The sequence below is a fragment of the Hephaestia caeni genome, from assembly GCF_003550065.1.
Taxonomy (GTDB): domain Bacteria; phylum Pseudomonadota; class Alphaproteobacteria; order Sphingomonadales; family Sphingomonadaceae; genus Sphingomonas; species Sphingomonas caeni_A.
On sequence record NZ_QXDC01000005.1, the window covers coordinates 155694 to 180988 of the forward strand.

Here is a 25295-nt window from a genome sequence, read left to right on the forward strand (position 1 = left end):
GGGGAAACTCGTTAAGAATTGGATGAAGGCCGGCGACCGCCGCGCCGCAGGATCAGATAGAGCGCCCCCGCCCCGCCGTGGCGCGGATGCGCGGCCCTGATCGCGGCGATCGCGCCGGCATGGCGCGACGCGGCGATCCAGTCACCCACCGCCGCGCGAATCGCGCCACGCGCGTGCGGGCGCTCGCTCCCGGCGCGCGGCGGCCGGCCCGTGACCAACAACAGCACGCGGTCTCCCCGCGCGATCGCCGCACCCAATTGCCTGTCGAGCAGATCATAGGCCGCCTGAAGGCCGAGCCCGTGCAAATCGACGATCGAATCGGGCGCGACGACGCCACGCGCGAGCTTGCGATCCCAACCGGCGTCGAGTGTCTCGCCGGGGCTGGGACGCGGCGATGGCGGCGAGGTCCGCGGCTTGGCGACAACGCGCGTCGTGGCGGGACGTCCGGCCGCCTGTACCTCGACGGGGGCGACAGCGGGCACCGGCGCCGATGCGCCGTGGAGCGGCCGCACGTTCGCCATCACCCGCGCCCACAGCGCGCGTTCCTCAGGGGCGAGCCGGCGCTCCAAACCGCCCCTCCGCGGTCAGGCGTGCGATCGTGTCGCGAGGCAGCAGGATGAAGGCAGTGCCGCGCGCGGACATCCCGCCCGCGATCGCGCGCGCCTGATCGCCGCCGCCCCAGAAGGTATCGAAGCGGTTGGCGCCCTTGATCGCCCCGCCGGTATCCTGCGCGACCCAGATGCCGTTCGCATCGGCGCGATCCATCGACAGCAGCACCGGCGCGCCCATCGGCACGAATTTGGGATCGACCGCGACCGTCGCGCCGCCCGTCACCGGCAGCCCCATCGCGCCCTCGGGCGGGCCGGAAAGCTCGCGGAAAAAGACGAAACTCTTGTTCTCGCGCATGATCGCGCGGCCCTCGTCGGGGTGCGCTCGCAGCCACGCCATGATGCCCTGCATCGACGATTCGCCGGGGCCGAGCAGCCCGCGATCCATCATCAGCTTGCCGATGCCGGTATAATCGCGCCCGTTCTGATCGTCATAGCCGAGCCGCATGACGCCGCCGTCGGGCAGCCGCAGATTGCCCGAGCCCTGGATCTGGAGAAAGAACACCTCGACCGGGTCCGCGCCCCACGCGATCACCGGCGCGTTGCCCGCCAGCGCGCCCTGCTCGATCGCGGTGCGATCGTAATAGGGCACCAGATTCTCGCCCTCGACACGGCCGCGCACGCGCTTGCCTTTGAGCGTGTCGGTGAACTGGCCGAGATCGACATCGACCAGATTGGCCGGCCGCCCGTAGATCGGCACCTCGTACCCGCGCCGTTTCTCGCGCGCGCCGTGGATTTCGGGAATGTAATAGCCGGTCGCGAACGCCTTGCCGTCGCCGACCTGCACGGGCGAAAACCACCGCGCGAAGAAATCGGCCGCCCCGCCACGCGGCACCGAGGCCGCGGCGGTGCATGCCGCCTGCCAGTCGGCGCCTTGGGTCAGCCCGCTCGCATCGGTGCGGCGGACGAGCGACGGGCACGAGATGCGGAAAGCAGCGAGCGCCGAATCGGCCTGCGCGCGATCGAGGGGAAGCGCCGTCACCGCCGGGCCGGCGGCGAGACCGGCAGTAATCGCGCTGGTCGCCCCCGCTACCGTCGCGACAGCAACCGGCGCGATCGGGGTGGACGGCGTCGGCTGGCGGACGGGGACGTTATAATCGATTCGCGGCGGCGTGGCGGACGATCCGGCGCTCGATGGCCCCGCCCCTTGCGGCACGATCCCGCCCGAGCAGGCCGCAACGAGCGCGGCCAGCGCCAATCCCCCCGAGGCGCGTTTCACGTCACGCCTCGTCGGTGTCGGAAAGTTTCCAGTTCGGGTCGTCGCTCTTGAGCGTGCGTGCAAAGGTCCAGACGTCGTGCGTCTCGACCGCATCGGTCAGCGAGCCGGCGACCACATTGCCGTCCGCATCGCGCGTGACGGCGGCGATATCGGCGTCGAAGCGCACCGTGATCTGCGCATTGCGGCCCTGAAGCTGGGCGTTGGTGATCACCGCATGCTCGATCGACACCAGCCGGTTGTCGAGTGTGTGCCCGGCGGCCTCGCGCGTATCGATCGCCTCACCGAACGCATTCGCGACATCGGCCTCGGTCAGCCAGCCGAGCGCGTCGCGATCACCCTTCCAGAACGCCTCCAGGATCATGCGATACGCCGATTGCGCGCCTTCGAGGAACTGGGTCACGTCGAACCCGCCCTCGGCGGAGACGATCGCGCGCAGGCCCGCCTCGGCGCCGGGCTCGATCGTCCGGGCGCCCGTGTCGCGTGGCTCGGCCACCGCATCGATGGTGCGCGGGATGGCGGGCAGCGGCACACGCTCCTCGGCGGCGCGCGCCAGCGGCTGTTCGTGGCCGGTACGCTTGCCGAGCACCATATACAGCCGCAGCGCCAGGAACGCGGCAACCATCGCAAGAAGAACTACGTAGAACACTCTGCCTCCGGCATGTCGTCCCTCCCTACATAGGCACAAGCGGGCACCGGTTCAAATCATGTCGGCGGCGCTGCGAACGGCCGCCGTTGAACTGCGCGACCCGCGCTGCTAGGCGCGCACGCACGGTTTCACGGTTTGCGGCCCGCCGCAACCAACGCTCCAGTCGAAGGAAAGTATCACGATGGCCGAAGTCAGGGCAGCCCCGGAAGAAGGTATGCAGGCGAACGGCGCGGACACCGCGCCCGCCGCCGGCATGATCTCGCAATACGTCAAGGATCTGTCGTTCGAGAATCCGAACGCCCCCGGCATCTTCCAGCGTCCCTCGGGCGCGCAGCCGCAGATCGACGTCCAGTTCAACATCGGCGCCAACCAGATCGGCGACGAGGTCCACGAAGTGCTGCTCAAGCTCGAAGTGCGCGCCGAGGCCGATGGTGAGGTCGCGTTCGTCGTCGATCTTACCTATGCCGGGATTTTCGGCCTGAGGAACGTGCCGCAGGAACATATCCAGCCGTTCCTGCTCGGTGAAGCGCCGCGCATCCTGTTCCCGTTCGCGCGGCGCGTGCTCGCCGACGCGGTGCGCGACGGCGGGTTCCAGCCGCTGCTGCTCGAACCGATCGATTTCAGCGCGCTGTATCTCCAGCAGGCCGAAGCGCAGCAACAGCAACAGCAGCCCGATAGCGAGGCGGCGGGCGACGAAACCGGCCAGGCCTGACGCCGCGGGCCGGGCGCGCGGGGACATATGAGATGAACCTCCTGCGATCGCTGGGATCGGTCGGCGGGCTCACGCTCGTCAGCCGTGTCCTGGCGCTCGGCCGCGACACGCTTCAGGCGACTTATGTCGGCGCGGGGTTCGCCTCGGACGCGTTCTTCGTCGCCTTTCGCCTGCCCAATATGTTCCGCGCGCTGTTCGCCGAGGGCGCGTTCTCGGCCGCCTTCATCCCGATGTTCAACCGCAAGGTGGCGGAGGAAGGCGGCACGAGCGCGGGGTTGCGCTTCGCCGAACAGGCGCTCGCGGTCCTGTTTCCGATCCTGATCGTCTTCACCGCGCTGATGCTCGCCGCCGCCTGGCCGGTGACGGCGGCGCTGTCGGGCGGGTTCGCGAAGCAGCAGCCGAGCCACGCGGATTTCGCCTTCGCGGTGATGCTGTCGCGCTTCACCATCCCCTATCTGATGCTGATCAGCCTCGCGTCGCTGCTCGGCGGAATCCTCAATTCGCTCGAGAAATTCTGGGTCAACGCCGCCGCGCCGATCCTGCTCAACGTCGCGATGATCGTCGCGCTGCTCTTTTTCCACGGCGACAATCCGTATGAGACCGCGCAGGCGCAGGCGATCTCGGTCTCGGCCGGCGGCGCGCTCCAGCTCGGCTGGCTGATGCTCGCCTGTCGCCGTTCGGGCGTGAGTCTGCGGCTGCGGCGTCCCCGTCTCACGCCCGAGATGCGGCAGTTGATGAAGCTCATCCTGCCCGCCGCGGCAGGCGCGGGTGCGGCGCAGATCAACCTCGCGGTCTCGACCGCGCTCGCCGGCGGGCTGCTCGACGAAGGTTCGATCTCGGCGCTCTATTATGCCGATCGGCTCAACCAACTCCCGCTCGGGCTGATCGGGATCGGGCTCGGCACGATCCTGTTGCCCACCGTCTCGCGCCTCTTGAGCAGCGGCCGCGAGCGCGAGGCGATGGTGACGCAGAATCGCGGCATCGAACTCGCGCTGTTCCTCACGCTGCCCGCCACCGCCGCCTTCATCGCCGCCGCCGGGCCGATCGTCTCCGGGCTGTTCGAGCGCGGCCATTTCGACGCCGCCGATACCGTGGTGACAAGCTGGGCGCTCGCCGCCTTCTCGATCGGCCTGCCCTCCTATGTCCTCGTCAAGGTGCTCACCCCCGGCTTCTACGCCCGCGCCGACACGCGCACCCCGGTGCGCTACGCGATGATCTCGATCGCGGTGAACATCGTCGGCAACCTGATCCTGATCCCGACGATCGGCACGATCGGCCCACCACTCGCGACCGCGCTCGCCTCGACGATCAACGTCTACATGCTCTACCGCACGCTGGGCACGCGCGGGCATTTCGTCGCCGACGCGCAACTCCGGCGCCGCTTGCCGCGGCTCGTCCTCGCGGCGGCATTGATGGGCGTCGCGCTCTATTTCGGTCAGGCACTGGTCGAGCCGTTCGCCCACGGCAGCCTGATCGAGACGCTGCCCGCGCTCGGCGTTTTCGTCATCGCCGGTATTGCGATCTACGCGTTCGCGTGCTTCGTGACCGGCGCCTTCCGGCCGGCCGATCTCAAGGCCGTCCTCAGCCGCCGCCGCGCGGCATAGACACCATCTGTCAGGGAAACATCATGCGCGTCGTCTCGGGCATCCAGCCCACCGGAAACCTTCATCTCGGCAATTATCTGGGCGCGATCAAGCAATGGGTGGCGATGCAGGATGATGTCGCGAAGGCCGGCGGCGACTGCCTGTTCTTCCTCGCCGATCTCCACGCGCTGACGGTCGCGATCGATCCGAAGGAACTCGCCGCCAACACGATCGAAATGGCCGCCGCGCTGCTCGCGGCCGGGATCGATCCCGAAAAGGCGATCCTGTTCAACCAGGCGCGCGTCGCCGCCCACGCCGAATTGTGCTGGATCCTCCAGGGCACGGCACGAATGGGCTGGCTCAACCGGATGACGCAGTGGAAGGACAAGGCCGGCAAGAACCGCGACGGCCAGAGCGCCGGGCTGTTCACCTATCCGGTGCTGATGGCCGCCGACGTGCTCGTCTACAAGACCACGCATGTGCCGGTGGGCGAGGACCAGAAGCAGCATCTCGAATTCGCGCGTGATGTGGCGGCGAAGTTCAACACCGATTTCGGGGTCGATCTGTTCGTGCTGCCCGAGCCTTTGGTATCGACCGCCGCGCCCCGGATCATGAGCTTGCGTGACGGCAGCGCCAAGATGTCCAAATCCGATCCGTCCGAGATGTCGCGCATCCACCTGACCGACAGCGACGACGCGATCGCTCAGAAATTCCGCAAGGCGCGCACCGATGCCGAGCCGCTGCCCGACACCGTCGCCGCGCTCGCCGAGCGGCCGGAGGCGAAGAACCTCGTCACGATCTACGCCGCGCTCGCCGGCAAAACCCCCGACGCGGTGGTCGCCGAGTTCGCCGGCCAGGGTTTCGGCAGCTTCAAGCCCACGCTCGCCGATCTCGCGATCGCGACGCTGGGGCCGATTCGCGACCGGCTGACGCGGCTGCTCGACGACCGCGGTGCCGTTGCCCAAATCCTCGCGCGCGGCGGCGACCGTGCCGCCACGCTGGCCAACCCCACGCTCGCCGAGGCGCAGGCGGCCGTCGGGCTCCAGGTGTGAGGGTATCATTTGTACCGCACCGGCCCACTCCCCCAACCGGCCACCCAACGCCAGTATCCTATGGGTGGCCGGGTGGGGGAGTGGGCCGGTGCGGCGCACGACAAAGCGTGCTATCACCGCGTTCAAGCGCTATTCATGGCGCCGGGGTTATGGTCGCCACATGGATGACCGTCTCGAAATTGCTCGGGGGAAGGGTTTGTATCCGATGAAGAAATCGCTTTTCCTCGCCGCAGGCGCCGCATTGCTCGCGCTTTCGGGCTGCGCCACGCCCTTCAACGCGCGCGTTTCGCGCTTCTCGCAGCTTTCGGTGCCCACGGGGCAGACGTTCGTCGTCCAGTCGCGCGATCCGCGGCTCCAGGGCGGGATCGAGTTCGGCCAGTATGCGCAACTCGTCTCGGCCAATCTGGTCCGTGAAGGCTATCGCCCGGCAACCGACCCCGCGCAGGCCGATCTCGTCGTCAACATGGGCTATCATGTCGATACCGGCCGCGAGAAAGTGGTGAGCGATCTGATCGGCGGCCCCAATCGCTACGGCTGGGGCTGGCCCTGGTATCGCCGCTCCTATTTCTACGGCTTCCACGATCCGTTCTATGACAATGACGTGTCGAGCTACACCGTCTACACCAGCGAGCTTGATCTCGATATCGAGCAGACGGCGACCGGCGAGCGCGTGTTCGAAGGCACCGCCCGCGCGCAATCGCGCACCGATCGGCTCCAGCGGATCGTGCCCAATCTGGTCGAGGCGATGTTCACCGGCTTCCCCGGCAATTCGGGCGAAACCGTCAAGATCACGATCGCGCCCGAACGGGGCTGACGTTCCTTCACGTCACCCCGGCTTGTTCCGGGGGCCAACGTGTCTCCGCTCGCCTATGCGGCATCGTCACCCCGGACTTGTTCCGGGGTCCAACCCGCCTCAAGCGCCAGTGTTTGTGGATGGTTGGATGCCGGAACAAGTCCGGCATGACGGGTGTGCAGAAAGGCGAGTGGCTCCGTCAGCCTTCGAGCTGATGCATCAACTGGCGCACCGCGCCGTCGACATCGCGATCGCTGTCGCGCAGTTCCTCGATGCGGCGGACCGCGTGGATCACGGTCGAATGGTCGCGCCCGCCGAACTTGCGGCCGATCTCAGGCAGCGATCGCGTCGTCAGCCTTTTGGCGAGATACATCGCGATCTGGCGCGGCCGCGCCACCACGCGCGCGCGCCGGGCGGAGATCAGCTCGAGCGGCTTCAACGCGAAATGCGCCGATACCGCGCGCTGGATCTCGTCGATCGTGATCCGGCGCTGGCTGCCGCGCAGCACGTCGCCCAGCGTCGCGACCGCGAAATCGACGTCGATCGTGTCGCCGGTCAGTTGTGCATAAGCGGCGACGCGGTTGAGCGCGCCTTCAAGCTCGCGGATGTTGGTGGTGATGCGCCCCGCGAGCAGCACGCGCACGTCCTCGGGCACGTCGAGATCGACAAGCTCCGCGCACCGCCGATCGAGGATCGCGCGCCTGAGCGCCGGCTCGGGCGCCTTGATATCGGCCACCAGCCCGCCCGCGAGCCGAGACAGGATGCGCGGCTCGACCCCGTCGAGCGCCTGCGGGCAGCGATCGGCGGTGATGACGATGCGCTTGCCCGCCGCCATGATCTCGTTGATCGTGTGGAAGAATTCTTCCTGCGTCGAATCCTTGCCGGCGATGAATTGGAGATCGTCGATCAGCAGCAGATCGGCGGCGCGCAGCCGGGCCTTGAACGAGAAAGTGTCGCGCGCGCGCAGCGCCTGCACGAATTCGAACATGAAGCGTTCGGCCGACATGCAGATCACCGCCGCCTCGGGCACCGCCGCCAGATAGGCGTGGCCGATCGCGTGCATCAGGTGGGTCTTGCCCTGCCCCGTGCCGCTGTGAAGGAACAGCGGGCTGAACCGCGGCGCGCCCGGCTCGGCAAGCGCTCTCGCGGCGTTGAACGCGACCCGGTTCGACGTATCGACGACGAACCGGTCGAAGGTCAGCCGCGGATCGAGCGCGGGGGCCGGCGCCCGGACCGCCGCGGGCGCTGTCGCCACCGATGCCGACGCCGCGAGCACCACGGGCTCGGGCGCGGCGCGCAGCGTCTCGATCGAGACCTGACGCACCGTGGGCACCTGCGCGCGGAATTCCTGGAACAGCCGCTCGGCATAGTGGCTGCGCACCCAGTTGGTCATGAACGGCGAAGGCAGGCTCAGCCGGACGACATCGGCCTCGGCCGAATCGATCAGCGCCATCGGCTTGAGCCACTGATCGAACAGCCGCGCCCCTGCCGATTCGCGAAGGTGAGTGCGAACGGTCTGCCATGCCCTGGCAATCTCGTCGCGCCTTTCCCCCGCTTGCTGCGTCACTATGCCACCCTCTCGTGTTACCGCGCCTGTCACGCCCCAGACGGCGCCTGTCACCCGGCACAGCCCGCCCGCAGCCAGAATCACCCTCCGGCTGTATCAGCGACGCTGTCCCTTGACCCGCGACGATGATCATCGCCGCAGAAGGATGGTGTAGGGACAGCCGGACGAGTCGATCAAGACCCCGAACCGTCTCGGAACTGAAATAATCCGATTGACTCGGCGCTAGCCTCGGAAACCCGTCGAAAAAATGATAACCATCTGAATTCGGGATCGTTTCGCCCGGAGTGGGGAAATCCAGGGTCCGCGAATCGTGGAGAGACCTAGGGTTGCGGCTTCGCCCCCCGATCGTCGCGCCACGATACGAAAAAAGCCCACCGGTGCGGGGGCACCAGCGGGCTCGTCATCATCGAAGCGGGCGCGCGTCAGGCGAGCGCGGACAACCGCTTGGTCAGTCGGGAGAATTTGCGCGAGGCGGTGTTCTTGTGGAGCACGCCGCGGGCGACGCCACGCTGCAATTCGGGCTGCGCCTGCGCCAGCGCGGTGGCGGCGGCGTCCTTGTCGCCCGCTTCCAGCGCCGCCTCGACCTTCTTGACGAAGGTACGGATGCGGCCGACGCGGTTGGTGTTGATCTCCGCGCGACGGTTGTTCCGCCGGATGCGCTTCTTCGCCTGTGGCGTGTTCGCCATGCCTGTCCTCGAATATGCTCAATGAAAAAGGGCGCTGGGAACCGGTCCCGCCGCCCTCGGAAGGCTGGCCCCTTACCGATTTGGGGTGCCCCGGTCAACCTGAAACCGGGATTCCGGCAGACTGAATTCGTTCGCGGCACCGGCCCACTCCCCCACCCGGCCACCCATAGGATACTGCCGTTGGGTGGCCGGGTGGGGGTGCAACCCCGTAAAGTAATACTTTGCGGGGACCCCGTGGGGGAGTGGACGGAAGCGCCCAAGGTTCCGGCGATGCGTAGCATCGTTGGAATGGCGCTGGAGGGCGGTGCCGCTGCCACACAAGTGGATCAAACTCTAACGCTGACAGACGGGACACCAGAAGGTCGAGCGCCCACCCTCGGTCTGCCGCCGCACCGGCGCGCCACAGTCGCATGCTTCGCCCTCGCGGCCATAGACGCGCCACTCCTTGGAGAAATAGCCGAGTTCGCCATCGGGCCGCACATAATCGCGCAGGCTCGATCCGCCCGCCGCGATCGCCGCCGTCAGCACCGCGCGAATCGCCTCGACCAGCCGCGCGAGCCGCACCATCGAAATCCGTCCGCCCGCGCGCGACGGCGCGATCCCCGCCATGTGGAGCGCCTCGCAGACATAGATATTGCCCAGCCCCGCCACCGTTCGCTGATCGAGCAGCAGCGCCTTGATCGGCGCGCGCCGTCCCGCGAGCGCCGCGTGCAGCGCGGCGGCGGTGAAATCGGGGCCGAGCGGCTCCGGCCCCATCGCCGCGAACGGCGGATACGAATCGAGCGCATCGCTTGCGACGAGATCGAGCGATCCGAATCGCCGCGGATCGTTGAGCGCGAGCCGGTGCCCCGCCCCGGTCTCGATCAGCACATGATCGTGCGCCAGCACTTCGGCCGGGTCGATTCGCCAGCGCCCCGACATGCCGAGATGGAAGATCAGCGTATCGCCGCGATCGGTATCGATCAGCCCGTATTTGGCGCGCCGCCCGAGTCGCGTCACCACCGCGCCGGTCAGCCGCTGCCCCAGATCGACCGGGATCGCGCGCCGCAGATCGGCCCGCCGCGCCTGGATGCGCGCGATTCGTTGCCCTTCGAGCACGGGGCGCAGGCCACAGACGGTGGTTTCGACTTCGGGAAGCTCGGGCATTGATGATCCGTCAGGTGCCGCACCCGGCCCGCTCCCCCACCCCGCCTCCCATTCAGTATGCGGCACGTGGGAGGCAGGGTGGGGGAGCGGGCCGGGGCCGCGATCGATGAATAATCCAGCTAGGATGCGTTTGCTCCCCCCACAAGCCTTGGCTACACGCCGCACATGACCGAGACCGTGTCCTTCGGCTACGCCGACGTAGCCCCTGAGGAGAAGACCGCCCGCGTCGGCGGCGTCTTCACTAGCGTCGCCCGCAGCTATGATCTGATGAACGACGCCATGTCGGGGGGCATGCACCGGCTGTGGAAGGATCGCTTCGTGCGCCGGGTGAAGCCGCGCGCCGGCGAGCAGATTCTCGATATGGCCGGCGGCACCGGCGACATCGCCTTCCGGCTCGCCAAATCGGGCGCCGCCGTCACCGTCGCGGACATCAACCCGGCGATGCTCGAGGTCGGCGTGGATCGCGCGCAGCAACGCGGGATCGATGGGCTGGTCTGGACCGAGGCCAATGCCGAGACGCTCCTGTTCCCCAACCGCTTCTTCGACGCCTATACGATCGCGTTCGGGATCAGGAACGTCACCGACATTCCCGCCGCGCTGCGTGAGGCGCACCGCGTGCTCAAGCGCGGCGGGCGCTTCTTCTGCCTCGAATTCTCGACCACCTTGTGGCCCGGCTTCGCGCAGGTCTACGACGCCTATTCGCACAGGATCGTCCCCAAGGTCGGCAAGCTGCTCGCGCATGACGAAGACAGCTATCGTTACCTGATCGAATCGATCCGCCGCTTCCCCGATATGCCGACCTTCGAACGCATGATCGCCGACGCCGGGTTCGTGAACACGCACGTCGAGCCGATGCTCGGCGGGCTGGTGGCGATCCATTCGGGGTGGAAGATTTGAACTTGGTCGCGCAAAGGCACAGAGGCGCAGAGGGGTGTCGCCCGTGGCGTGCCCAGCCGCGCCAGCGGCCTTCCTCCTCACGGTCAGTCAAGAAAGTTGAGATCTCGCTGGCGCGCGACGGCAGGCCCGCAATCGCCCTCTCTGCGCCTCTGCGCCTCTGCGCGAACCCGATTTCTTCCGAGTGTCGCGCCCGGTGACTCTCCCCGCCGTCCATCTCTGGCGCCTCCTCAAATGGGGCCGCACGCTCGCCCGCCACGGCGCGCTGACAGGAATCGAGCGCGATCCCAACACGCCCGCCCCGGTGCGACGGCTGGCGCGTGTCGCCCGCTTCGGCGCCCGCGTGCCCAAAGTGCCGCGCTATGCCGACGCGTTCCAGGCGATCGGCCCCGCCGCGATCAAGCTCGGCCAGACGCTCGCGACCCGGCCCGATCTCGTCGGCGAGGAAGCCGCGAGCGATTTGCTGCGCCTCCAGGACGCGCTGCCCCCCGTTCCCTTCGAGACGATCCGCGAGGCGATGCGCGCGAGCTTCGGCCGGCCGCTCGAAACGCTGTTCACCGCGATCGATCCGGCCCCGATCGGCGCCGCGTCGATCGCGCAGGTCCACCGCGCCACCACCACCGACGGCCGCCAGGTCGCAGTCAAGGTGCTGCGCCCGGGGATCGAGAAGGAATTCGCGCGCGACATCGAAACCTACGAATGGGCGGCCGCGCAGCTCGAAGCGCAGGGCGGCGAGATCGCCCGGCTGCGCCCGCGCCTCGTCATCGAGACCTTCAAGCGCTGGACCGCGCGCGAACTCGATCTGCGCCGCGAGGCCGCCTCGGCGTCCGAACTCGCGCAGATGATGGAGGCTGAGCCGCAATATCACGTCCCCGCGATCGATTGGCAGCGCACCTCGGGGCGCGTGCTGACGCTCGAATGGATCGACGGTATCAAGCTGTCGAACCGCGAGGCGCTGGTCGCCGCGGGCTACGATCTGTCGGCGCTGGCGGGCACGCTCGTCCATGCGTTCCTGCGGCAGGCGATCTCGGAAGGCTTCTTCCACGCCGACATGCACCAGGGGAATTTGTTCGCGCTGCCCGGCAACCGGATCGGCGCGATCGATTTCGGCATCATGGGCCGGATCGACCGGCGTGCCCGCGTGTGGCTCGCCGAGATTCTCTACGGCCTCATCACCGGCGATTATAAGCGTGTCGCCGAAATCCATTTCGAGGCGGGGTACGTGCCCCCGCACCACAATGTCGCCGAATTCGCGACCGCGCTGCGCGCGGTGGGCGAGCCGATGCGCGGGCTGCCCGTCAAGGATATGTCGATCGGGATGATGCTCGACGGGCTGTTCAATATCACCCGCGATTTCGACATGCAGACCCAGCCGCACCTGCTGCTGCTGCAAAAGACGATGGTGATGGTCGAAGGCGTCGCCACCGCGCTCGATCCCGATATCAACCTGTGGGATACCGCCGCGCCGTTCGTGCGCGAATGGATTCGCACCGAATTGGGGCCGGAAGCCGCGATCGCCGATCGCATCGTCACCGATCTGCGCACGCTGGCGCGGCTCCCCGACCTCATCCGCTCGATCGAGGCGCGCTATCCGCCGCCCGGCGGCGCGCCGCCCGCCCCGCCGCTGCGCGAGATCGAGGTCGTGCGGATCGGCGGCGGCTGGCGCTATCTCGCGGTCGCGCTGGTGACGGCGGCGATCAGCATTGGCGCGACCTGGCTGCTGGTCCACTGATCGATGGCGCGCGCGCGGCCTCCGCTCTTTACCGCCCGGCCGAGCCGCTTCGCCGGGCTGCATCGCCACAATGCCCGGCTGCTGCTCGCGATCGCCGTCGTGCTCGCCGCGATCGCCGTCGCGCTCTCGACCAGTTCGTCGCTGCCCCCGCCCCGCCACGCCGATTCGGGCCATCGCCAGACCGACGCCGCGCTCTACCGCTCCATCGTCGAGGGCATCCGCAACGGCGGCGGCTATTACGACGTCGCCGCCGATGCGCTGCGGGCGGGCCATTATCCGCTGCGCCCGTTCGTTGCCTTCCGGCTGCCGACGCTCGCGGTGGTCGAGGCCGCGCTGCCGCGGGTCGCCGATATGCTGCTGCTGTTCGTGCTCGCCGCGATCACCGCCGCGGCCTGGCTGACGCGACTGCGGGTCGCGCTGCCCCGCCCCGGCCCGCTCGGCGCGGCGATGGTGCTGATCGCGGGCGGGCTGATCGCCTTCGTCCAGCCTCCGCTTGTCGTCTTCCATGAAATCTGGGCCGGGCTGCTGATCGCACTCGCGCTCGCGGTGCGCCGGCCGGAACGCTGGCTCGATGCGGTGGCGCTGGGGCTGATCGCGATGCTGGTGCGCGAGACGGCATTGCTGTTCGTGCTCGCGATGGGCGGGCTGGCACTGCTCGAAGGCCGATCACGCGAAGCGCTCGGCTGGGCCGCGACGGTGCTGATCTTCGCGGTCGTCGTGGCGGTCCATATCCACGCGGTGGGCATGGTCGTCCAGCCCGGCGACCTCACCTCGCCGGGCTGGCAGGGGATGATGGGGCTTGGCTTCGTGCTCGAATCGATCGCGGTGTCGACCGCGCTCGCCGCGCTGCCGATCTGGCTGGCGGGCGCGCTGCTGCTCGTCGCCATCGTCGGCTGGGCGGGGTGGAACGATCCGCTCGCGACGCGGACGCTGGCGACGTTGCTCGTCTACGCCCTGCTGATCGGGCTGTTCGCGCGGCCTGACAATTTCTACTGGGGTCTGATGATCGCGCCGACGGCACTGATCGGCCTCGCCTTCGCACCCGATGCGATTCGCGATATCATCACCGCGGCGTTCGATACGCGCCGCATCACCGTGACGCGAATCCAGCGATGACAGGGGCCCAGCGATGAAGCGTATCCTGCTGATCGTCGGCGGCGGCATCGCCGCCTACAAGGCGTGCGAGCTGATCCGGCTCGCGCGCAAGGCGGGGATCGCGGTGCGCTGCGTCCTTACGCAAAGCGGCGCGCACTTCGTGACGCCGATGACGCTCGCCGCTCTGTCCGAAAACCAGGTCTTCACCAGCCTGTGGGATTTGAAGGACGAGGCCGAGATGGGCCATATCCAGTTGAGCCGCGAGGCCGATCTGGTCGTCGTCGCGCCCGCCACGGCCGATCTCATGGCGAAGATGGCCGCCGGCATCGCCGACGATCTCGCGACCACATTGCTGCTCGCCACCGATACCCCCGTCCTCGCCGCGCCCGCGATGAACGTGCGGATGTGGCAGCACGCCGCGACCCAGCGCAACGTCGCCCGGCTCCGCGCCGACGGCGTGACCGTGCTCGATCCCGACGAAGGCCCGATGGCGTGCGGCGAATACGGCCCCGGCCGCCTGCCCGAGCCCGAGGCGATCCTCGCCGCGATCGAGCAGCATCTCGCCGGCACCCCGCCCGCGCCCGGCCGCCTTGCCGGCCGCCACGTCCTCGTCACCGCCGGGCCGACACACGAGCCGATCGATCCGGTCCGCTACATCGCCAACCGTTCGTCGGGGCGGCAGGGCTTCGCGATCGCCGGGGCGCTCGCGGCCGAAGGCGCGGCGGTGACGCTGATCGCCGGCCCGGTGACGCTCGATACCCCCGCGGGCGTAGAGCGTGTCGATGTCGAGACCGCGCAGGAGATGGCGAACGCGGTCGCCAAGACGTTGCCCGCCGATGCCGCCGTGCTCGTCGCCGCGGTCGCCGACTGGCGCACCGACGCCGCGCCACAAAAGATCAAGAAGGGCACCGGCACGCCGACGCTCCGGCTCACCGAAAATCCCGACATCCTGACGATGCTCGCGACCAGCCCGCATCGCCCGCGCCTCCTCATCGGATTCGCCGCCGAAACCGATCACGTCATCGAACACGCCACCGCCAAGCGCGCGAAGAAGGGCGCCGACTGGATCGTCGCCAACGACGTGTCAGGCGACGTCATGGGGGGCGACGCCAACACCGTCCATATCATCCGCGCGCAAGATGTTGAAAGTTGGGAAAAACTCCCCAAGTCACAGGTCGCGACACGGCTCGCGACCCGCATCGCCGACACGCTTCAGGAGACTGCATGACCCCGATCCGCATTGCGATCCGTCGCCTTTCTCACGGCGACGGCCTGCCGCTCCCCGCTTATGCCACCGACGGCGCGGCGGGGATGGACGTGGTCGCCGCCGAGGACATCGCGCTCGCCCCCGGCGCGCGCCACGCGGTCGCCACCGGGTTCGCGATCGCGATTCCCGCCGGCTACGAAGTGCAGGTGCGTCCGCGCTCGGGGCTCGCGCTCAAGCACGGCGTCACCTGTCTCAACACGCCGGGCACGATCGACAGCGACTATCGCGGCGAGGTCAAGGTGATCCTCGCCAATCTGGGCGACGCGCCGTTCGCGATCGCGCGCGGCGATCGCATCGCGCAACTCGTCCCCGCCCCTGTCCAGCACGCGACGCTCGATGAGGTTACCGCGCTCGACGATACCGCGCGCGGCGCGGGCGGGTTCGGATCGACCGGTCGGTGATCCCGCTGCTGCTGCTCGCGCTTCAGAGCGTGCTCGCGCCGTCGACCCATATTCCCGGATCGGCCCAACCCCCGGCAATGCAGGAACGGCCCCGCCCGGCGACGATCGACTGGGATATGCTCGCACCGCTCAGCTATCTCGAGCCGCCGACCCTGACGCCGCCGATGCGCCGCTTTGTCGATGACGAGGTTCGCTCGGGCCGTTGCCGGCCGCCGCGCGACGCCGCCGGCCGCTACACGATCACGCTCGACGTCGCGGTGCTCGTCGATGGCGACGGCCGGATATTGCGGACGCTGCCGCGTGCGATCGATTGCCCGACGGTCGAGCAATTCGGCGCCGGGCTCGCGCTCAGCTTCGCGCGTGAGAACCTCCTTCCCCGCGCGCGCCACGACGATCGCTGGTTCCGCGCCACGTTCGTCTTCCCGCAGCCGTGACGCTCAGCGACGATCAACTCTCCCGCTATGCGCGCCACATCGTCCTGAAGGAGATTGGCGGCACGGGGCAGACGCGGCTGCTGGCGTCCACGGTCGCGCTGGTCGGCGCGGGCGGGATCGGCAGCCCCGCGATCCAGTATCTTGCCGCCGCCGGGGTCGGCACGCTGATCGTGATCGATGACGATCGGGTCGATCTCTCCAACCTCCAGCGCCAGACGCTCTACGCCACCGCCGACCAGGGCGCGCCCAAGACCGCCGCCGCCGCCGCCGCGGTCGCGCGGCTCAACCCCGACGTGACGGTGATCGAGCGCCGCCGGCGCCTCGACGCCGCCAACGCCGCCGCGCTGATCGCGGGCGCCGACGTGATCATCGACGGCTCGGACAATTTCGCCACCCGCCTCGCCGCCGCCGACGCCGCGCTGGCGCAGCGCATCCCGCTCGTCTCCGCCGCGATCGGCCAGTTCGAGGGCCAGCTCGCCGTCTTCCGCGGCTGGGAGACCGACAAGCCCTGCTACCGCTGCCTCGTCGGCGCCGACCCCGACCGCGCCGAGGCAAGCTGCGCCGAACAGGGCGTGATGGGCGCGATGACCGGCATGATGGGCAGCCTCGCCGCATTGGAAGCGATCCGCGCGATCGTGCCCTTCGGCACCGATCCCGCCGGATCGCTGCTGCTGGTCGATACGCTCGACTTCCGCTTCCGCACATTGCGCCTCCCGAAAGATCCGGGTTGCCCGGCCTGTGGACACGGGCCAGCTTCATAAGCGACAACGTCGGGCGCGCGGCGAGCGAAGGGGGGAACAGCCACGCTGGGAACGACGCTGGTCCTCGCTTTCCGCTCGATCCGCCGGCACGTGCTGCGCTCGTTCCTCACGGTGCTCGGCATCGTCATCGGCGTCGCCGCGGTGGTGACGATGGTGACGCTCGGCAATGCGACCAGCGCGGCGGTGCAGCAGAGTATCGCCAATCTCGGCACCAACATCCTCCACCTTCATCCCGGCGGCGGATTCAGGCGCGGCGGTGGCGGCGCGCGTCCGCCCGACTTCAAACCGGCGGATGTGACCGCGATCGAGCAGCAGGTCGCCGGCGTCACCGGTGTCGCGCCGCAAGCCCAGACCAGCGCGACCGTCATCCGTGACGGCTACAATTGGTCGACGACGATCTTCGGCATGGATGACGTCTATTTCGAGGTGCAGCCCTGGCCGCTCGAGCAAGGCCGCATCTTCACCCGGATCGAGGAGCAGGCGGGCAAGGCCGTCTGCATCATCGGCGGCACCGTGCGCAGCAATCTGTTTCCCGGCATCGACCCGATCGGCAAGCGCTTTCGCGCCGGCACCGTCTCATGCACCGTGGTCGGCCTGCTCACCAGCAAGGGCATGGCCCAGTACGGCGACCAGGACGACATGGTCATCATGCCGATCAAGGCGGTCGAGCGCCGCTTCCTCGGCACCACCGATATCAAGGCGATGCTGATCGGCGTCGATGCCGCCTACGACACCGATCAGGTCAAGGCCTCGCTGACCGACCTGTTGCGCGAACGCCGCCGGCTGGAGCCGGGCGAGGACGACGACTTCCTCATCGTCGATCCCAAGCAGATTTCCGAGACGCTGGCGGGCGCCACCAATCTGCTCACCGGCATCGTCACCGCGGTCGCGGCGATCAGCCTGATCGTCGGCGGCATCGGCATCATGAACATCATGCTGGTCTCGGTCACCGAGCGCACACGAGAGATCGGCATCCGCCTCGCGATCGGCGCGGTCGCGCGCGAGGTGCTGCTCCAGTTCCTCGTCGAATCGATCGTGCTGTCGTGCCTCGGCGGCCTGATCGGGCTGGTCATCGCGCAAGCCGCGGTGATGGCGATCGCGCCGGTGATGAAGGTCGACTGGGTATTTTCCCCCGGCATCAACCTGCTCGCCTTCGCGGTCTCGGCGGTGATCGGCGTGGTGTTCGGCTATTTCCCCGCCCGCCGCGCCGCCGCGCTCAACCCGATCGACGCCCTGCGGCACGAATGATCGCGTGGCCCTCTAATCAGTCTTGTACCGTCAGCCGAGGCGCGACAAGCTCCGGCTGTCTGAAAGCATTCCAGCGGGGGACATGATGGGGCGAGGATCACTGTGCGCGATCTGGCTGGCGGTCGCGGGCGCTCTGGTCGCCGATCCGGCATTCGCCCGCTGCGCCGACTCTGCGGCACAGAAGACCGCGCGCGAGGCCGCCTTCGTAGATCAGGTCAGTACCCGAACGCCGACCTACCTTCAGGATTTCAGCGTACCGGGCGGTGCGGTGGTGGTGATCGAGAACGGCAGGGTCATTCTGGCGCGTGGCTTCGGCGTGGCGAACAAGGCAACCGCGGCGCCGGTCGGCCCCGGAACGCTGTTCAACATCGGATCGACCTCCAAATCGGTGGCGGCATGGGGCGCGATGCAACTCGTGAGCGACGGCAAGCTATCGCTCGACGATCCGGTCGACACGCGGCTGAAGCGTTGGCACCTGCCCGCGTCGCCCTATCCGGCATCGGGTGTCACCTTGCGGCGACTGCTCAGCCACACGGCCGGCCTGTCGGTGTCCGGCTATCGCGGCTGGGGACCTGATGACCTTATACCGACGCTGGAACAGTCCTTGTCCGGTCAGGCAAACGGGGCAGGCGCGGTCGTTCTGGAGGCGACGCCGGGCACGCGCTGGTCCTATTCGGGCGGCGGCTACACGCTGATGCAACTGCTGGTCGAGGAAACCGCGGGCAGATCGTTCGCCGACTATATGCGCGACGCGGTTCTTCGCCCGCTGGGCATGAACGACAGCAGCTTCGCGCTGACGGCCGACGTGCTTGGCCGGGCGGCGCGGGCCTATGATGAGCTGGGGGAAGAGACGCCCACACCCAGATTCGCCGAACTCGCGGCGGCGGGCATGTATACGACCGTCGGCGACATGGCCTGCTACGCGCTGGCGTCGATCGACGACCCGCGATCCGGGGCGGTGTTGAAGCCGGGCATACTCGATCTCATGACCTCGCCTGCGCCCGGCACGGATGGACATTGGGGGTTGGGCTACGCCATCCAGCCGGCAGGCGACGGTTTCCCGGACGGTGTGGAACGCGTCGGCCATGACGGCGGCAATCGTGGGTGGCAGAGCTTCTTCTGGGTCAGCCGGGCCAGGCGCGATGGACTGATCGTCCTCACCAACGGTTCGAACGGCTGGAACGTATCGAACCAACTCGTCGCCGACTGGATGGAATGGAAAACAGGCAAGCGGCTTCCGATCCCGCGCTCCATCGCGGCGACCATTCTTCGGCCTTTGCACGAAGCAAGCGTGTCGGCGGCGATCGCCCGCTATGAGGTGCTGAAAAAGGAATCTCCGGCAAGCTACATCTTCAATGCCAACGAACTCAATCGTCTCGGTTATTCCCTGCTGCACAAGGGCCGCGTGGCGGACGCCATCGCTTTATGGGAATTCAACGCGCGCGAATATCCTAATGACTGGAACGTTCACGACAGTCTCGGCGACGGGTACGCCGCGGCCGGCCCCGCCTTCGCGGGCAAGGCGACCGCGAGCTTCCGTCGGTCGCTTGCCCTGAATCCGTCCAACGCCCACGCGCGCGAGATGATCACGCGCATAGGGAGAGGCGATTCCTTCCCGTTGTGATATCCGGCGGAACCGCGCCCGCTCACCCCTTCGCGAACAACCGCTCCCCGAACGCCCGCACCTTCGCACCGATCTCGGGATGCGCCAGCGCCAGTTCCAGGTTGGCCTGGACATACCCCGCCTTGTCCCCGCAATCGTAGCGCTTGCCGCCAAAGGTGAAGGCGTGGAACGGCTGCGTGCCGATCATTTGCGCCATCGCGTCGGTCAACTGGATCTCGCCGCCCGCACCCTTTTCCTGCGTCTCCAGGATGCGCATCACCTCGGGCTGGAGGATGTAGCGGCCGGGGATCATGATGTTCGACGGGGCGCTGCCCTGCTTCGGTTTCTCGACCAGCCCCTTCACCTCCACCAGCGCGCCGTCGCGTTCGCCGGGATCGATGATGCCGTATTTGTCGGTCTCGCTGGCGGGCACTTCGAGCCCGCACACCACGTTGCCGCCGATCCGGTTGTACGCCTCGACCATCGCCTTCATGCAGCCGGGCTTGCCGATCATCAGTTCGTCGGCGAGGAAGATCGCGAACGGCTCGTCGCCCACGATATCGCGCGCGCACCACACCGCATGGCCCAGCCCCAGCGGCTCCTGCTGGCGGACATAGGCGCACGCGCCGGGCTTCAACCGCGTCGCCTCCAGCACCTCGAGCGATTTGCCGCGGCCGGCCATTGTCGTTTCCAGCTCGAAGGCGATGTCGAAATGGTCCTCGATCGCGGTCTTGTTGCGGCCGGTCACGAAGATCATCTGCTCGATCCCCGCCTCGATCGCCTCGTCGACCGCGTACTGGATCAGCGGCCGATCGACGACGGGCAGCATCTCCTTCGGCGTCGCCTTGGTGGCGGGCAGGAAGCGCGTGCCCAGCCCCGCGACGGGGAAGACGGCCTTGCGCAGAGGCTTGATCGACATTGGGAAAACGGTCCTTTCCAAATCGCAACGACCCCCCAGTCGGCGCCGCCCGTAGCAAATTGCGGAGCACCCGACCACACGTCAGAATTAGGCCGGTCTTAACGACGGGGCATTACGGCGACGGGCATGACCAAAGACGCGCAACGCACGGTGCTGGTGGTGTTCGGCACGCGGCCCGAGGCGATCAAGCTGTTCCCCGTGGTGCGCGCGCTTGCGGCGACGCCGGGGATTCGTGTGCGCACCTGCGTGACGGCGCAGCATCGCGGGCTGCTCGATCAGGTGCTCGACATCGCCGGGCTCACCCCCGACGTCGATCTCGACCTGATGGAACCCGGCCAGTCGCTCGACCGGCTGACGGCGCGGCTCCTCACCGGTATCGGCGAGACGCTCGACGTCGAAAAACCCGATCGCATCATCGTCCAGGGCGACACCGCCACCGTCATGGCAGCAGCCCTCGCCGCCTATTACCGTCGCATTCCCGTCGGCCATGTCGAAGCGGGGCTGCGTTCGGGCGACATCTACGCGCCCTGGCCCGAGGAAGTGAACCGCCGCATCGTCGCGCCGATCGCCGACCAGCATTTCGCCCCCACCGACACCGCCGCCGAGGCGCTGAAGCGCGAGAATGTCGACTCGCGCCTGATCCACGTCACCGGCAACACCGTGATCGACGCGCTCCACGCCACCACCGCGCGGATCGCCGCCGATCCCGCGCTCGCCGCCGCGCTCGATCCCGTCGCCACGCGCTTCGCCGGCAAGCGGCTGATCCTCGTCACCACCCACCGGCGCGAGAATTTCGGCGGCGGCATGGCCTCGATCGCCCACGCGATCGCGCGCATCGCCGAGCGCCCCGACGTCGCGGTGCTGTTCCCGATGCACCCCAACCCCAACGTCGTCTCGGTGATGGATGACATTCTCGGCGAACGAACCAATGTGGCTCGTATCGATCCGATCGACTATCCAAACTTCATCCGAGCGCTCGGCCTTGCGCATATCGTGCTCACCGATTCGGGGGGCGTGCAGGAAGAAGCGCCGGCGCTCGGCAAGCCGGTGCTGGTGATGCGCGACACCACCGAACGCCCCGAAGGCGTCGCCGCCGGCACCGCGAAGCTGATCGGCTCGAACGAAGACCGCATCGTTTCCGAAATCTTCACCCTCCTCGACGATAACCATGCCTGGTCCGCAATGGCCCGCGCCCACAATCCGTTCGGCGACGGCCATGCGGCTGAACGGATTGCTAGGATCGTCGCACATGGTTTCGGACTCTGAACTCAAGGTCGTCGTTCTCGGCCTCGGCTATATCGGCCTGCCCACCGCCGCGGTGATCGCGCGCACCGGCGCGCAGGTGCTGGGCATCGACGTGTCCGAACACGTCGTCGAGACGGTCAACTCGGGCAAGGTCCATATCGAGGAAGTCGATCTCGACGGCCTCGTCTCGGGCGTGGTCGCGCGCGGGCATCTGCGCGCCGCGACGCAGATCGAGCCCGCCGATGTGTTCGTGATCGCGGTCCCCACCCCGTTCGTCGACGATCACGCGCCCGATATCGGCTATGTCCTCCAGGCCGCGACCACGATCGCGACGGTGCTCGCGCCCGGCAATGTGGTGATCCTCGAATCGACCTCGCCCGTCGGCACCACCGAGAAGGTCCGCGATCTGCTCGCCGGGTTGCGCCCCGATCTCAGGATTCCCGGCCGCACCAGCGACACCGCCGATGTCGCGATCGCTTATTGCCCCGAACGCGTGCTGCCCGGCCGCATCCTCGTCGAACTGATCGACAACGATCGCGTCATCGGCGGCATCACCCCGCGCTGCGCGAGGAAGGCGCTCGCCTTCTACCGCCGCTTCGTGCGCGGCGCGTGCATCACCACCTCGGCACGCGCGGCGGAAATGACCAAGCTCACCGAGAATGCCTTCCGCGACGTCAACATCGCCTTCGCCAACGAACTCAGCCTCGTCGCCGATCAGATGGGGGTCGATGTGTGGGAAGTGATCCGCCTCGCCAACCGCCATCCGCGCGTCAACATCCTGTCGCCCGGCCCCGGCGTCGGCGGGCATTGCATCGCGGTCGATCCGTGGTTCCTCGTCAGCGCCGCGCCCGAACAGACCCCGCTGATCCGCACCGCCCGCCAAGTCAACGACGGCAAGGTCGCGCACGTCATCGAGTCCGCCGCCGCGCTGATCGAGGCGCATCCCGGTGCGCCGGTCGCCTGCCTCGGGCTCGCCTTCAAGGCCAATATCGATGATTTCCGCGAAAGCCCCGCGGTCAAGGTCGCGCTCGCGCTCGCCCGCCGCTTCGGCGATCGCGTGCGCATCGTCGAGCCCTATACCGACGGCCTGCCCGCCGCCTTTGCCGGCACGGCCGCGCGGCTGATCGATCTCGACGACGCGATCGAAAGCTGCCCGCTGATGGTCGTGCTCGTCGATCACGAAATCTTCAAATCGGTCCCGCTCGACGAGCGTGCGGCCAAGCAGGTCTACGACACGCGCGGCATCTGGCCCGATCAGCCGCCGGTATCGACCGCGCCTCGGGATGTCCGGCTCGCGAGTTGAACCCGGCGCGCCGCTGTGCCATGTGCGCGGCGCGTTCCAGCCAATTGGCGTGTAAGGCGTTCCGACCTTCCCGATGCTCAGCCTGTTTCGAAAGCGCGCCGCTCCCGAGCCCGCGCCGCCCCGTACCGTTCCCGCCGGGCGCCGCGTCTATGCGGTCGGCGATATCCACGGCCGCCTCGACCTGCTCGACGATCTGATCGCGCGGATCGCTGCGGACGATGCCGCGCGCGATACGATGCGCACCGATTGGGTGTTCCTCGGCGACCTCGTCGATCGCGGCCCCGATTCGGCGGGGGTGATCGAACGCGTCATCCGCCTGTCGAACGAGCGCTCGCACGTCCGCATGCTGCTCGGCAATCACGAAGAGGTGTTCCTCAACGTGCTCGACGGCGATCACGACGCGCTACGCCTGTTCACGCGCATCGGCGGTCGCGAGACGATCCTGAGCTACGGCGTCAGCGAGCACGATTATGATCATCTCGATTCGGCATCGCTGTCGGCGCGCCTTCGCGAGGCGGTGCCCGAACATCATGTCGCTTTCCTGCGCCGGGCCGAGGACGTGATCGAGATCGGCGATTATGCCTTCGTCCATGCCGGCGTTTGTCCGGGCGTCGATCTCGCCGATCAGCGCCCCGCCGATCTGCGCTGGATCCGCAACCGCTTCCTCCGCCACGACGGCGATTTCGGCAAGCTGATCGTCCACGGCCACACGATCGCCGACGCGCCCGAGGATCTGCCCAACCGGATCGGGATCGATACCGGTGCCTTCACAAGCGGGCGCCTCACCGCGCTGGGGCTCGAAGGCGACGCGCGCTGGTTCCTCGCCACCGAACCGGCAGCGGCGAAACAAGACCAACGCGACGGGATTCGCGCCGCTCAGCGGTGATGGTCGTGCGCGATACCCGGCGGCGGCTCGCCGTCTGACAGGTGCCAGCCGTCGAACTCGCGATACATCGGCCGCTTGCACCCGACGCAGGACGATCGCCAGACACTGCCGTCGAACCACGCCGCACGACGATCTCGCTGGTGCTTGCCGAAGCTGCACCGAAACAACTGCAAAACGTTGGCCACTACATAAACCCTCGGCAGGCCAAACACGGCGTGATCCATAACCGAATCGGCGGAAAATAGCCATGTGTGCGCATCGGTCGAACGCATCACAGCCTCGGCCCGTCCGGGGTGACCGGACATGGCGATGCTGATAACGCCGGCACACCGGAATCGGATCCGACGTTGCCGAATCCGGTTGCGGTATCGGCCCACGCAAGGGGGCACACATTCAACGGGGAACACGATCGATGGCGGTGCTGGTAACGGGTGTGGCAGGCTTCATCGGCGCGGCGGTGGCCGAGCGGCTGCTGGCGCGCGGCGAGGCGGTGATCGGCATCGACGATTTCAACGATTATTACGATCCCGCCGTGAAGCGCGCCCGGATCGCGCGCGTCGTCGCGACGGGCGGCGACCTGAGTGTGCTCGACGAGGATTTCGCCGATTGGGAACGGCTCGAAACCGTGCTCGGCGGCCGTGACATCGATCGCATCGTCCATCTCGGCGCGCAGGCCGGCGTGCGCTATTCGCTGGTCAACCCTCACGCTTATGCGCGCACCAACCTCACCGGCCACCTCAACCTGCTCGAAATGGCGCGCGCGCGCGGCGTGGCGCATATGGTCTATGCCTCGTCCTCGTCGGTCTATGGCGGCAACGAGGATTTCCCGTTCCGCGTCGAGGATCGCGTCGATCACCCCGTCTCGCTCTATGCCGCGACCAAGAAGGCCGACGAACTGATGAGCGAAAGCTACGCCCATCTCTACCGCATCCCGCTCACCGGCTTACGCTTCTTCACCGTCTACGGCCCGTGGGGGCGGCCCGACATGGCGGCGTGGATCTTCACCTCGAAGATCCTGCGCGGTGAGCCGATCCCGGTGTTCAACAACGGCGCGATGCGGCGCGATTTCACCTATATCGACGATATCGTCACCGGCGTGGTCGCCGCGCTCGACGCACCGCCCGCCGACGATCGCGCGATCAAGCCGGGCGGCAGCAAGGCGCCCCACGCACTCTACAATATCGGCAACAACAACCCCGAGGAGTTGGGCCGTCTGATCGACGTCATCGAGGCGGCGTGCGGCCGCAAGGCGGTGCGCGACTTCCAGCCGATGCAGCCCGGCGACGTCGTCGCGACCGCCGCCGACATCACCGCGACGACCCGCGATTTCGGCTTCCGCCCCACGGTCGGCATCGAGGAAGGCATCCCGCGCTTCGTCGACTGGTATCGCGATTTTACGAACCGATAGTCACATGGAACCCGTCACGCCGGACTTGTTCCGGGGTCTAACGTGCCCCAAGCGCCAGCGCTGGAGGATGGTTGGATGCCGGAACGA

Annotated in this window: 25 protein-coding genes; 17 read left to right on the forward strand and 8 right to left on the reverse strand. The window is 67.9% G+C overall.

The annotated features are described in order from the left end of the window. Positions 1-11: 11 nt before the first annotated feature. The 3 genes from DFR49_RS19800 to DFR49_RS19810 are packed head-to-tail and all read right to left on the reverse strand — an operon-like array spanning position 12 to position 2449. Positions 12-521, reverse strand: a complete 510-nt coding sequence (locus DFR49_RS19800) for a Smr/MutS family protein (RefSeq protein ID WP_119037534.1) — start codon at positions 519-521, stop codon at positions 12-14. Between the two features lie 25 nt (positions 522-546). Further along, positions 547-1827 carry a murein transglycosylase A gene (gene mltA / locus DFR49_RS19805; protein ID WP_245968665.1) on the reverse strand — a complete coding sequence of 427 codons (1281 nt, stop codon included), beginning with the start codon at positions 1825-1827 and terminating at the stop codon, positions 547-549. 1 nt (position 1828) lies between these two features. Continuing rightward, positions 1829-2449, reverse strand: a complete 621-nt coding sequence (locus DFR49_RS19810) for a Tim44/TimA family putative adaptor protein (protein ID WP_119037450.1) — start codon at positions 2447-2449, stop codon at positions 1829-1831. A 205-nt stretch (positions 2450-2654) separates the two neighbouring features. On the opposite strand from DFR49_RS19810, the gene secB reads away from it, so the two are divergent. The 4 genes from secB to DFR49_RS19830 all read left to right on the forward strand — a co-directional run bounded on the left by secB (position 2655) and on the right by DFR49_RS19830 (position 6634). Beyond that, a complete protein-coding gene (secB, locus tag DFR49_RS19815; protein WP_119037451.1) occupies positions 2655-3185 on the forward strand; it encodes a protein-export chaperone SecB in 531 nt (176 codons plus the stop codon). Between the two features lie 32 nt (positions 3186-3217). Further along, positions 3218-4789: a murein biosynthesis integral membrane protein MurJ gene (murJ, locus tag DFR49_RS19820; RefSeq protein ID WP_119037452.1), complete on the forward strand. Its 1572-nt coding sequence runs from the start codon at positions 3218-3220 to the stop codon at positions 4787-4789. Positions 4790-4812: 23 nt separating this feature from the next. Next, positions 4813-5820: a tryptophan--tRNA ligase gene (gene trpS / locus DFR49_RS19825; RefSeq protein ID WP_119037453.1), complete on the forward strand. Its 1008-nt coding sequence runs from the start codon at positions 4813-4815 to the stop codon at positions 5818-5820. Positions 5821-6025: 205 nt separating this feature from the next. Then, positions 6026-6634 (forward strand): DUF4136 domain-containing protein, encoded by a 609-nt coding sequence (locus DFR49_RS19830; RefSeq protein WP_119037535.1) that lies wholly within the window; start codon positions 6026-6028, stop codon positions 6632-6634. A 178-nt stretch (positions 6635-6812) separates the two neighbouring features. On the opposite strand, the gene dnaA is transcribed toward DFR49_RS19830, so the two are convergent. The 3 genes from dnaA to mutM form a co-directional block, all read right to left on the reverse strand. Continuing rightward, positions 6813-8183: a chromosomal replication initiator protein DnaA gene (gene dnaA, locus DFR49_RS19835; protein ID WP_119037536.1), complete on the reverse strand. Its 1371-nt coding sequence runs from the start codon at positions 8181-8183 to the stop codon at positions 6813-6815. 419 nt (positions 8184-8602) lie between these two features. Then, complete coding sequence (rpsT, locus tag DFR49_RS19840) at positions 8603-8866, reverse strand: 30S ribosomal protein S20 (RefSeq protein WP_119037454.1); 264 nt, start codon at positions 8864-8866, stop codon at positions 8603-8605. Positions 8867-9199: 333 nt separating this feature from the next. Next, positions 9200-10012: a bifunctional DNA-formamidopyrimidine glycosylase/DNA-(apurinic or apyrimidinic site) lyase gene (gene mutM, locus DFR49_RS19845; RefSeq protein WP_119037455.1), complete on the reverse strand. Its 813-nt coding sequence runs from the start codon at positions 10010-10012 to the stop codon at positions 9200-9202. A 165-nt stretch (positions 10013-10177) separates the two neighbouring features. Between mutM and DFR49_RS19850 the strand changes: the two genes are divergently transcribed. The 9 genes from DFR49_RS19850 (at position 10178) to DFR49_RS19890 (ending at position 19468) form a co-directional block, all read left to right on the forward strand. Continuing rightward, entirely contained in the window at positions 10178-10909 is a 732-nt protein-coding gene (locus DFR49_RS19850; protein ID WP_119037456.1) for a class I SAM-dependent methyltransferase, read from the forward strand. Positions 10910-11102: 193 nt separating this feature from the next. Beyond that, positions 11103-12638: a 2-polyprenylphenol 6-hydroxylase gene (gene ubiB / locus DFR49_RS19855; protein ID WP_119037537.1), complete on the forward strand. Its 1536-nt coding sequence runs from the start codon at positions 11103-11105 to the stop codon at positions 12636-12638. 3 nt (positions 12639-12641) lie between these two features. Continuing rightward, positions 12642-13754 carry a hypothetical protein gene (locus tag DFR49_RS19860; protein WP_119037457.1) on the forward strand — a complete coding sequence of 371 codons (1113 nt, stop codon included), beginning with the start codon at positions 12642-12644 and terminating at the stop codon, positions 13752-13754. A gap of 13 nt (positions 13755-13767) precedes the next feature. Then, entirely contained in the window at positions 13768-14961 is a 1194-nt protein-coding gene (gene coaBC / locus DFR49_RS19865; RefSeq protein ID WP_119037458.1) for a bifunctional phosphopantothenoylcysteine decarboxylase/phosphopantothenate--cysteine ligase CoaBC, read from the forward strand. After that, on the forward strand, positions 14958-15401 hold the full coding sequence (gene dut / locus DFR49_RS19870) for a dUTP diphosphatase (protein ID WP_119037459.1): 444 nt from the start codon (positions 14958-14960) through the stop codon (positions 15399-15401). The genes coaBC and dut overlap by 4 nt, the downstream gene beginning before the upstream one ends. Continuing rightward, a complete protein-coding gene (locus DFR49_RS19875; RefSeq protein WP_245968667.1) occupies positions 15398-15835 on the forward strand; it encodes a hypothetical protein in 438 nt (145 codons plus the stop codon). The genes dut and DFR49_RS19875 overlap by 4 nt, the downstream gene beginning before the upstream one ends. Beyond that, entirely contained in the window at positions 15832-16596 is a 765-nt protein-coding gene (locus DFR49_RS19880) for a HesA/MoeB/ThiF family protein (protein WP_119037460.1), read from the forward strand. The genes DFR49_RS19875 and DFR49_RS19880 overlap by 4 nt, the downstream gene beginning before the upstream one ends. Before the next feature lie 45 nt (positions 16597-16641). Continuing rightward, positions 16642-17844, forward strand: coding sequence for an ABC transporter permease (locus DFR49_RS19885; RefSeq protein WP_119037461.1), 1203 nt, complete (start codon positions 16642-16644; stop codon positions 17842-17844). A gap of 82 nt (positions 17845-17926) precedes the next feature. Beyond that, positions 17927-19468 carry a serine hydrolase domain-containing protein gene (locus DFR49_RS19890; RefSeq protein WP_119037462.1) on the forward strand — a complete coding sequence of 514 codons (1542 nt, stop codon included), beginning with the start codon at positions 17927-17929 and terminating at the stop codon, positions 19466-19468. 22 nt (positions 19469-19490) lie between these two features. On the opposite strand, the gene galU is transcribed toward DFR49_RS19890, so the two are convergent. Then, positions 19491-20366 (reverse strand): UTP--glucose-1-phosphate uridylyltransferase GalU, encoded by an 876-nt coding sequence (gene galU / locus DFR49_RS19895; protein ID WP_119037463.1) that lies wholly within the window; start codon positions 20364-20366, stop codon positions 19491-19493. Between the two features lie 126 nt (positions 20367-20492). On the opposite strand from galU, the gene wecB reads away from it, so the two are divergent. The 3 genes from wecB to DFR49_RS19910 all read left to right on the forward strand — a co-directional run bounded on the left by wecB (position 20493) and on the right by DFR49_RS19910 (position 23800). Next, positions 20493-21632, forward strand: a complete 1140-nt coding sequence (gene wecB / locus DFR49_RS19900; protein WP_211325950.1) for a non-hydrolyzing UDP-N-acetylglucosamine 2-epimerase — start codon at positions 20493-20495, stop codon at positions 21630-21632. Continuing rightward, on the forward strand, positions 21616-22914 hold the full coding sequence (gene wecC / locus DFR49_RS19905; protein ID WP_119037464.1) for a UDP-N-acetyl-D-mannosamine dehydrogenase: 1299 nt from the start codon (positions 21616-21618) through the stop codon (positions 22912-22914). Before wecB ends, wecC begins: the two co-directional genes overlap by 17 nt. Positions 22915-22987: 73 nt before the next feature. Next, on the forward strand, positions 22988-23800 hold the full coding sequence (locus DFR49_RS19910) for a metallophosphoesterase family protein (RefSeq protein WP_119037465.1): 813 nt from the start codon (positions 22988-22990) through the stop codon (positions 23798-23800). Here the strand turns inward: DFR49_RS19910 and DFR49_RS19915 are convergent. Further along, the gene (locus tag DFR49_RS19915) at positions 23791-24072 is read right to left on the reverse strand and encodes a hypothetical protein (RefSeq protein WP_119037466.1); all 282 of its coding nucleotides are present in this window, start codon (positions 24070-24072) and stop codon (positions 23791-23793) included. The genes DFR49_RS19910 and DFR49_RS19915 overlap by 10 nt on opposite strands. Positions 24073-24212: 140 nt before the next feature. On the opposite strand from DFR49_RS19915, the gene DFR49_RS19920 reads away from it, so the two are divergent. After that, on the forward strand, positions 24213-25208 hold the full coding sequence (locus DFR49_RS19920) for an NAD-dependent epimerase/dehydratase family protein (protein WP_119037467.1): 996 nt from the start codon (positions 24213-24215) through the stop codon (positions 25206-25208). Positions 25209-25295: the final 87 nt, after the last annotated feature.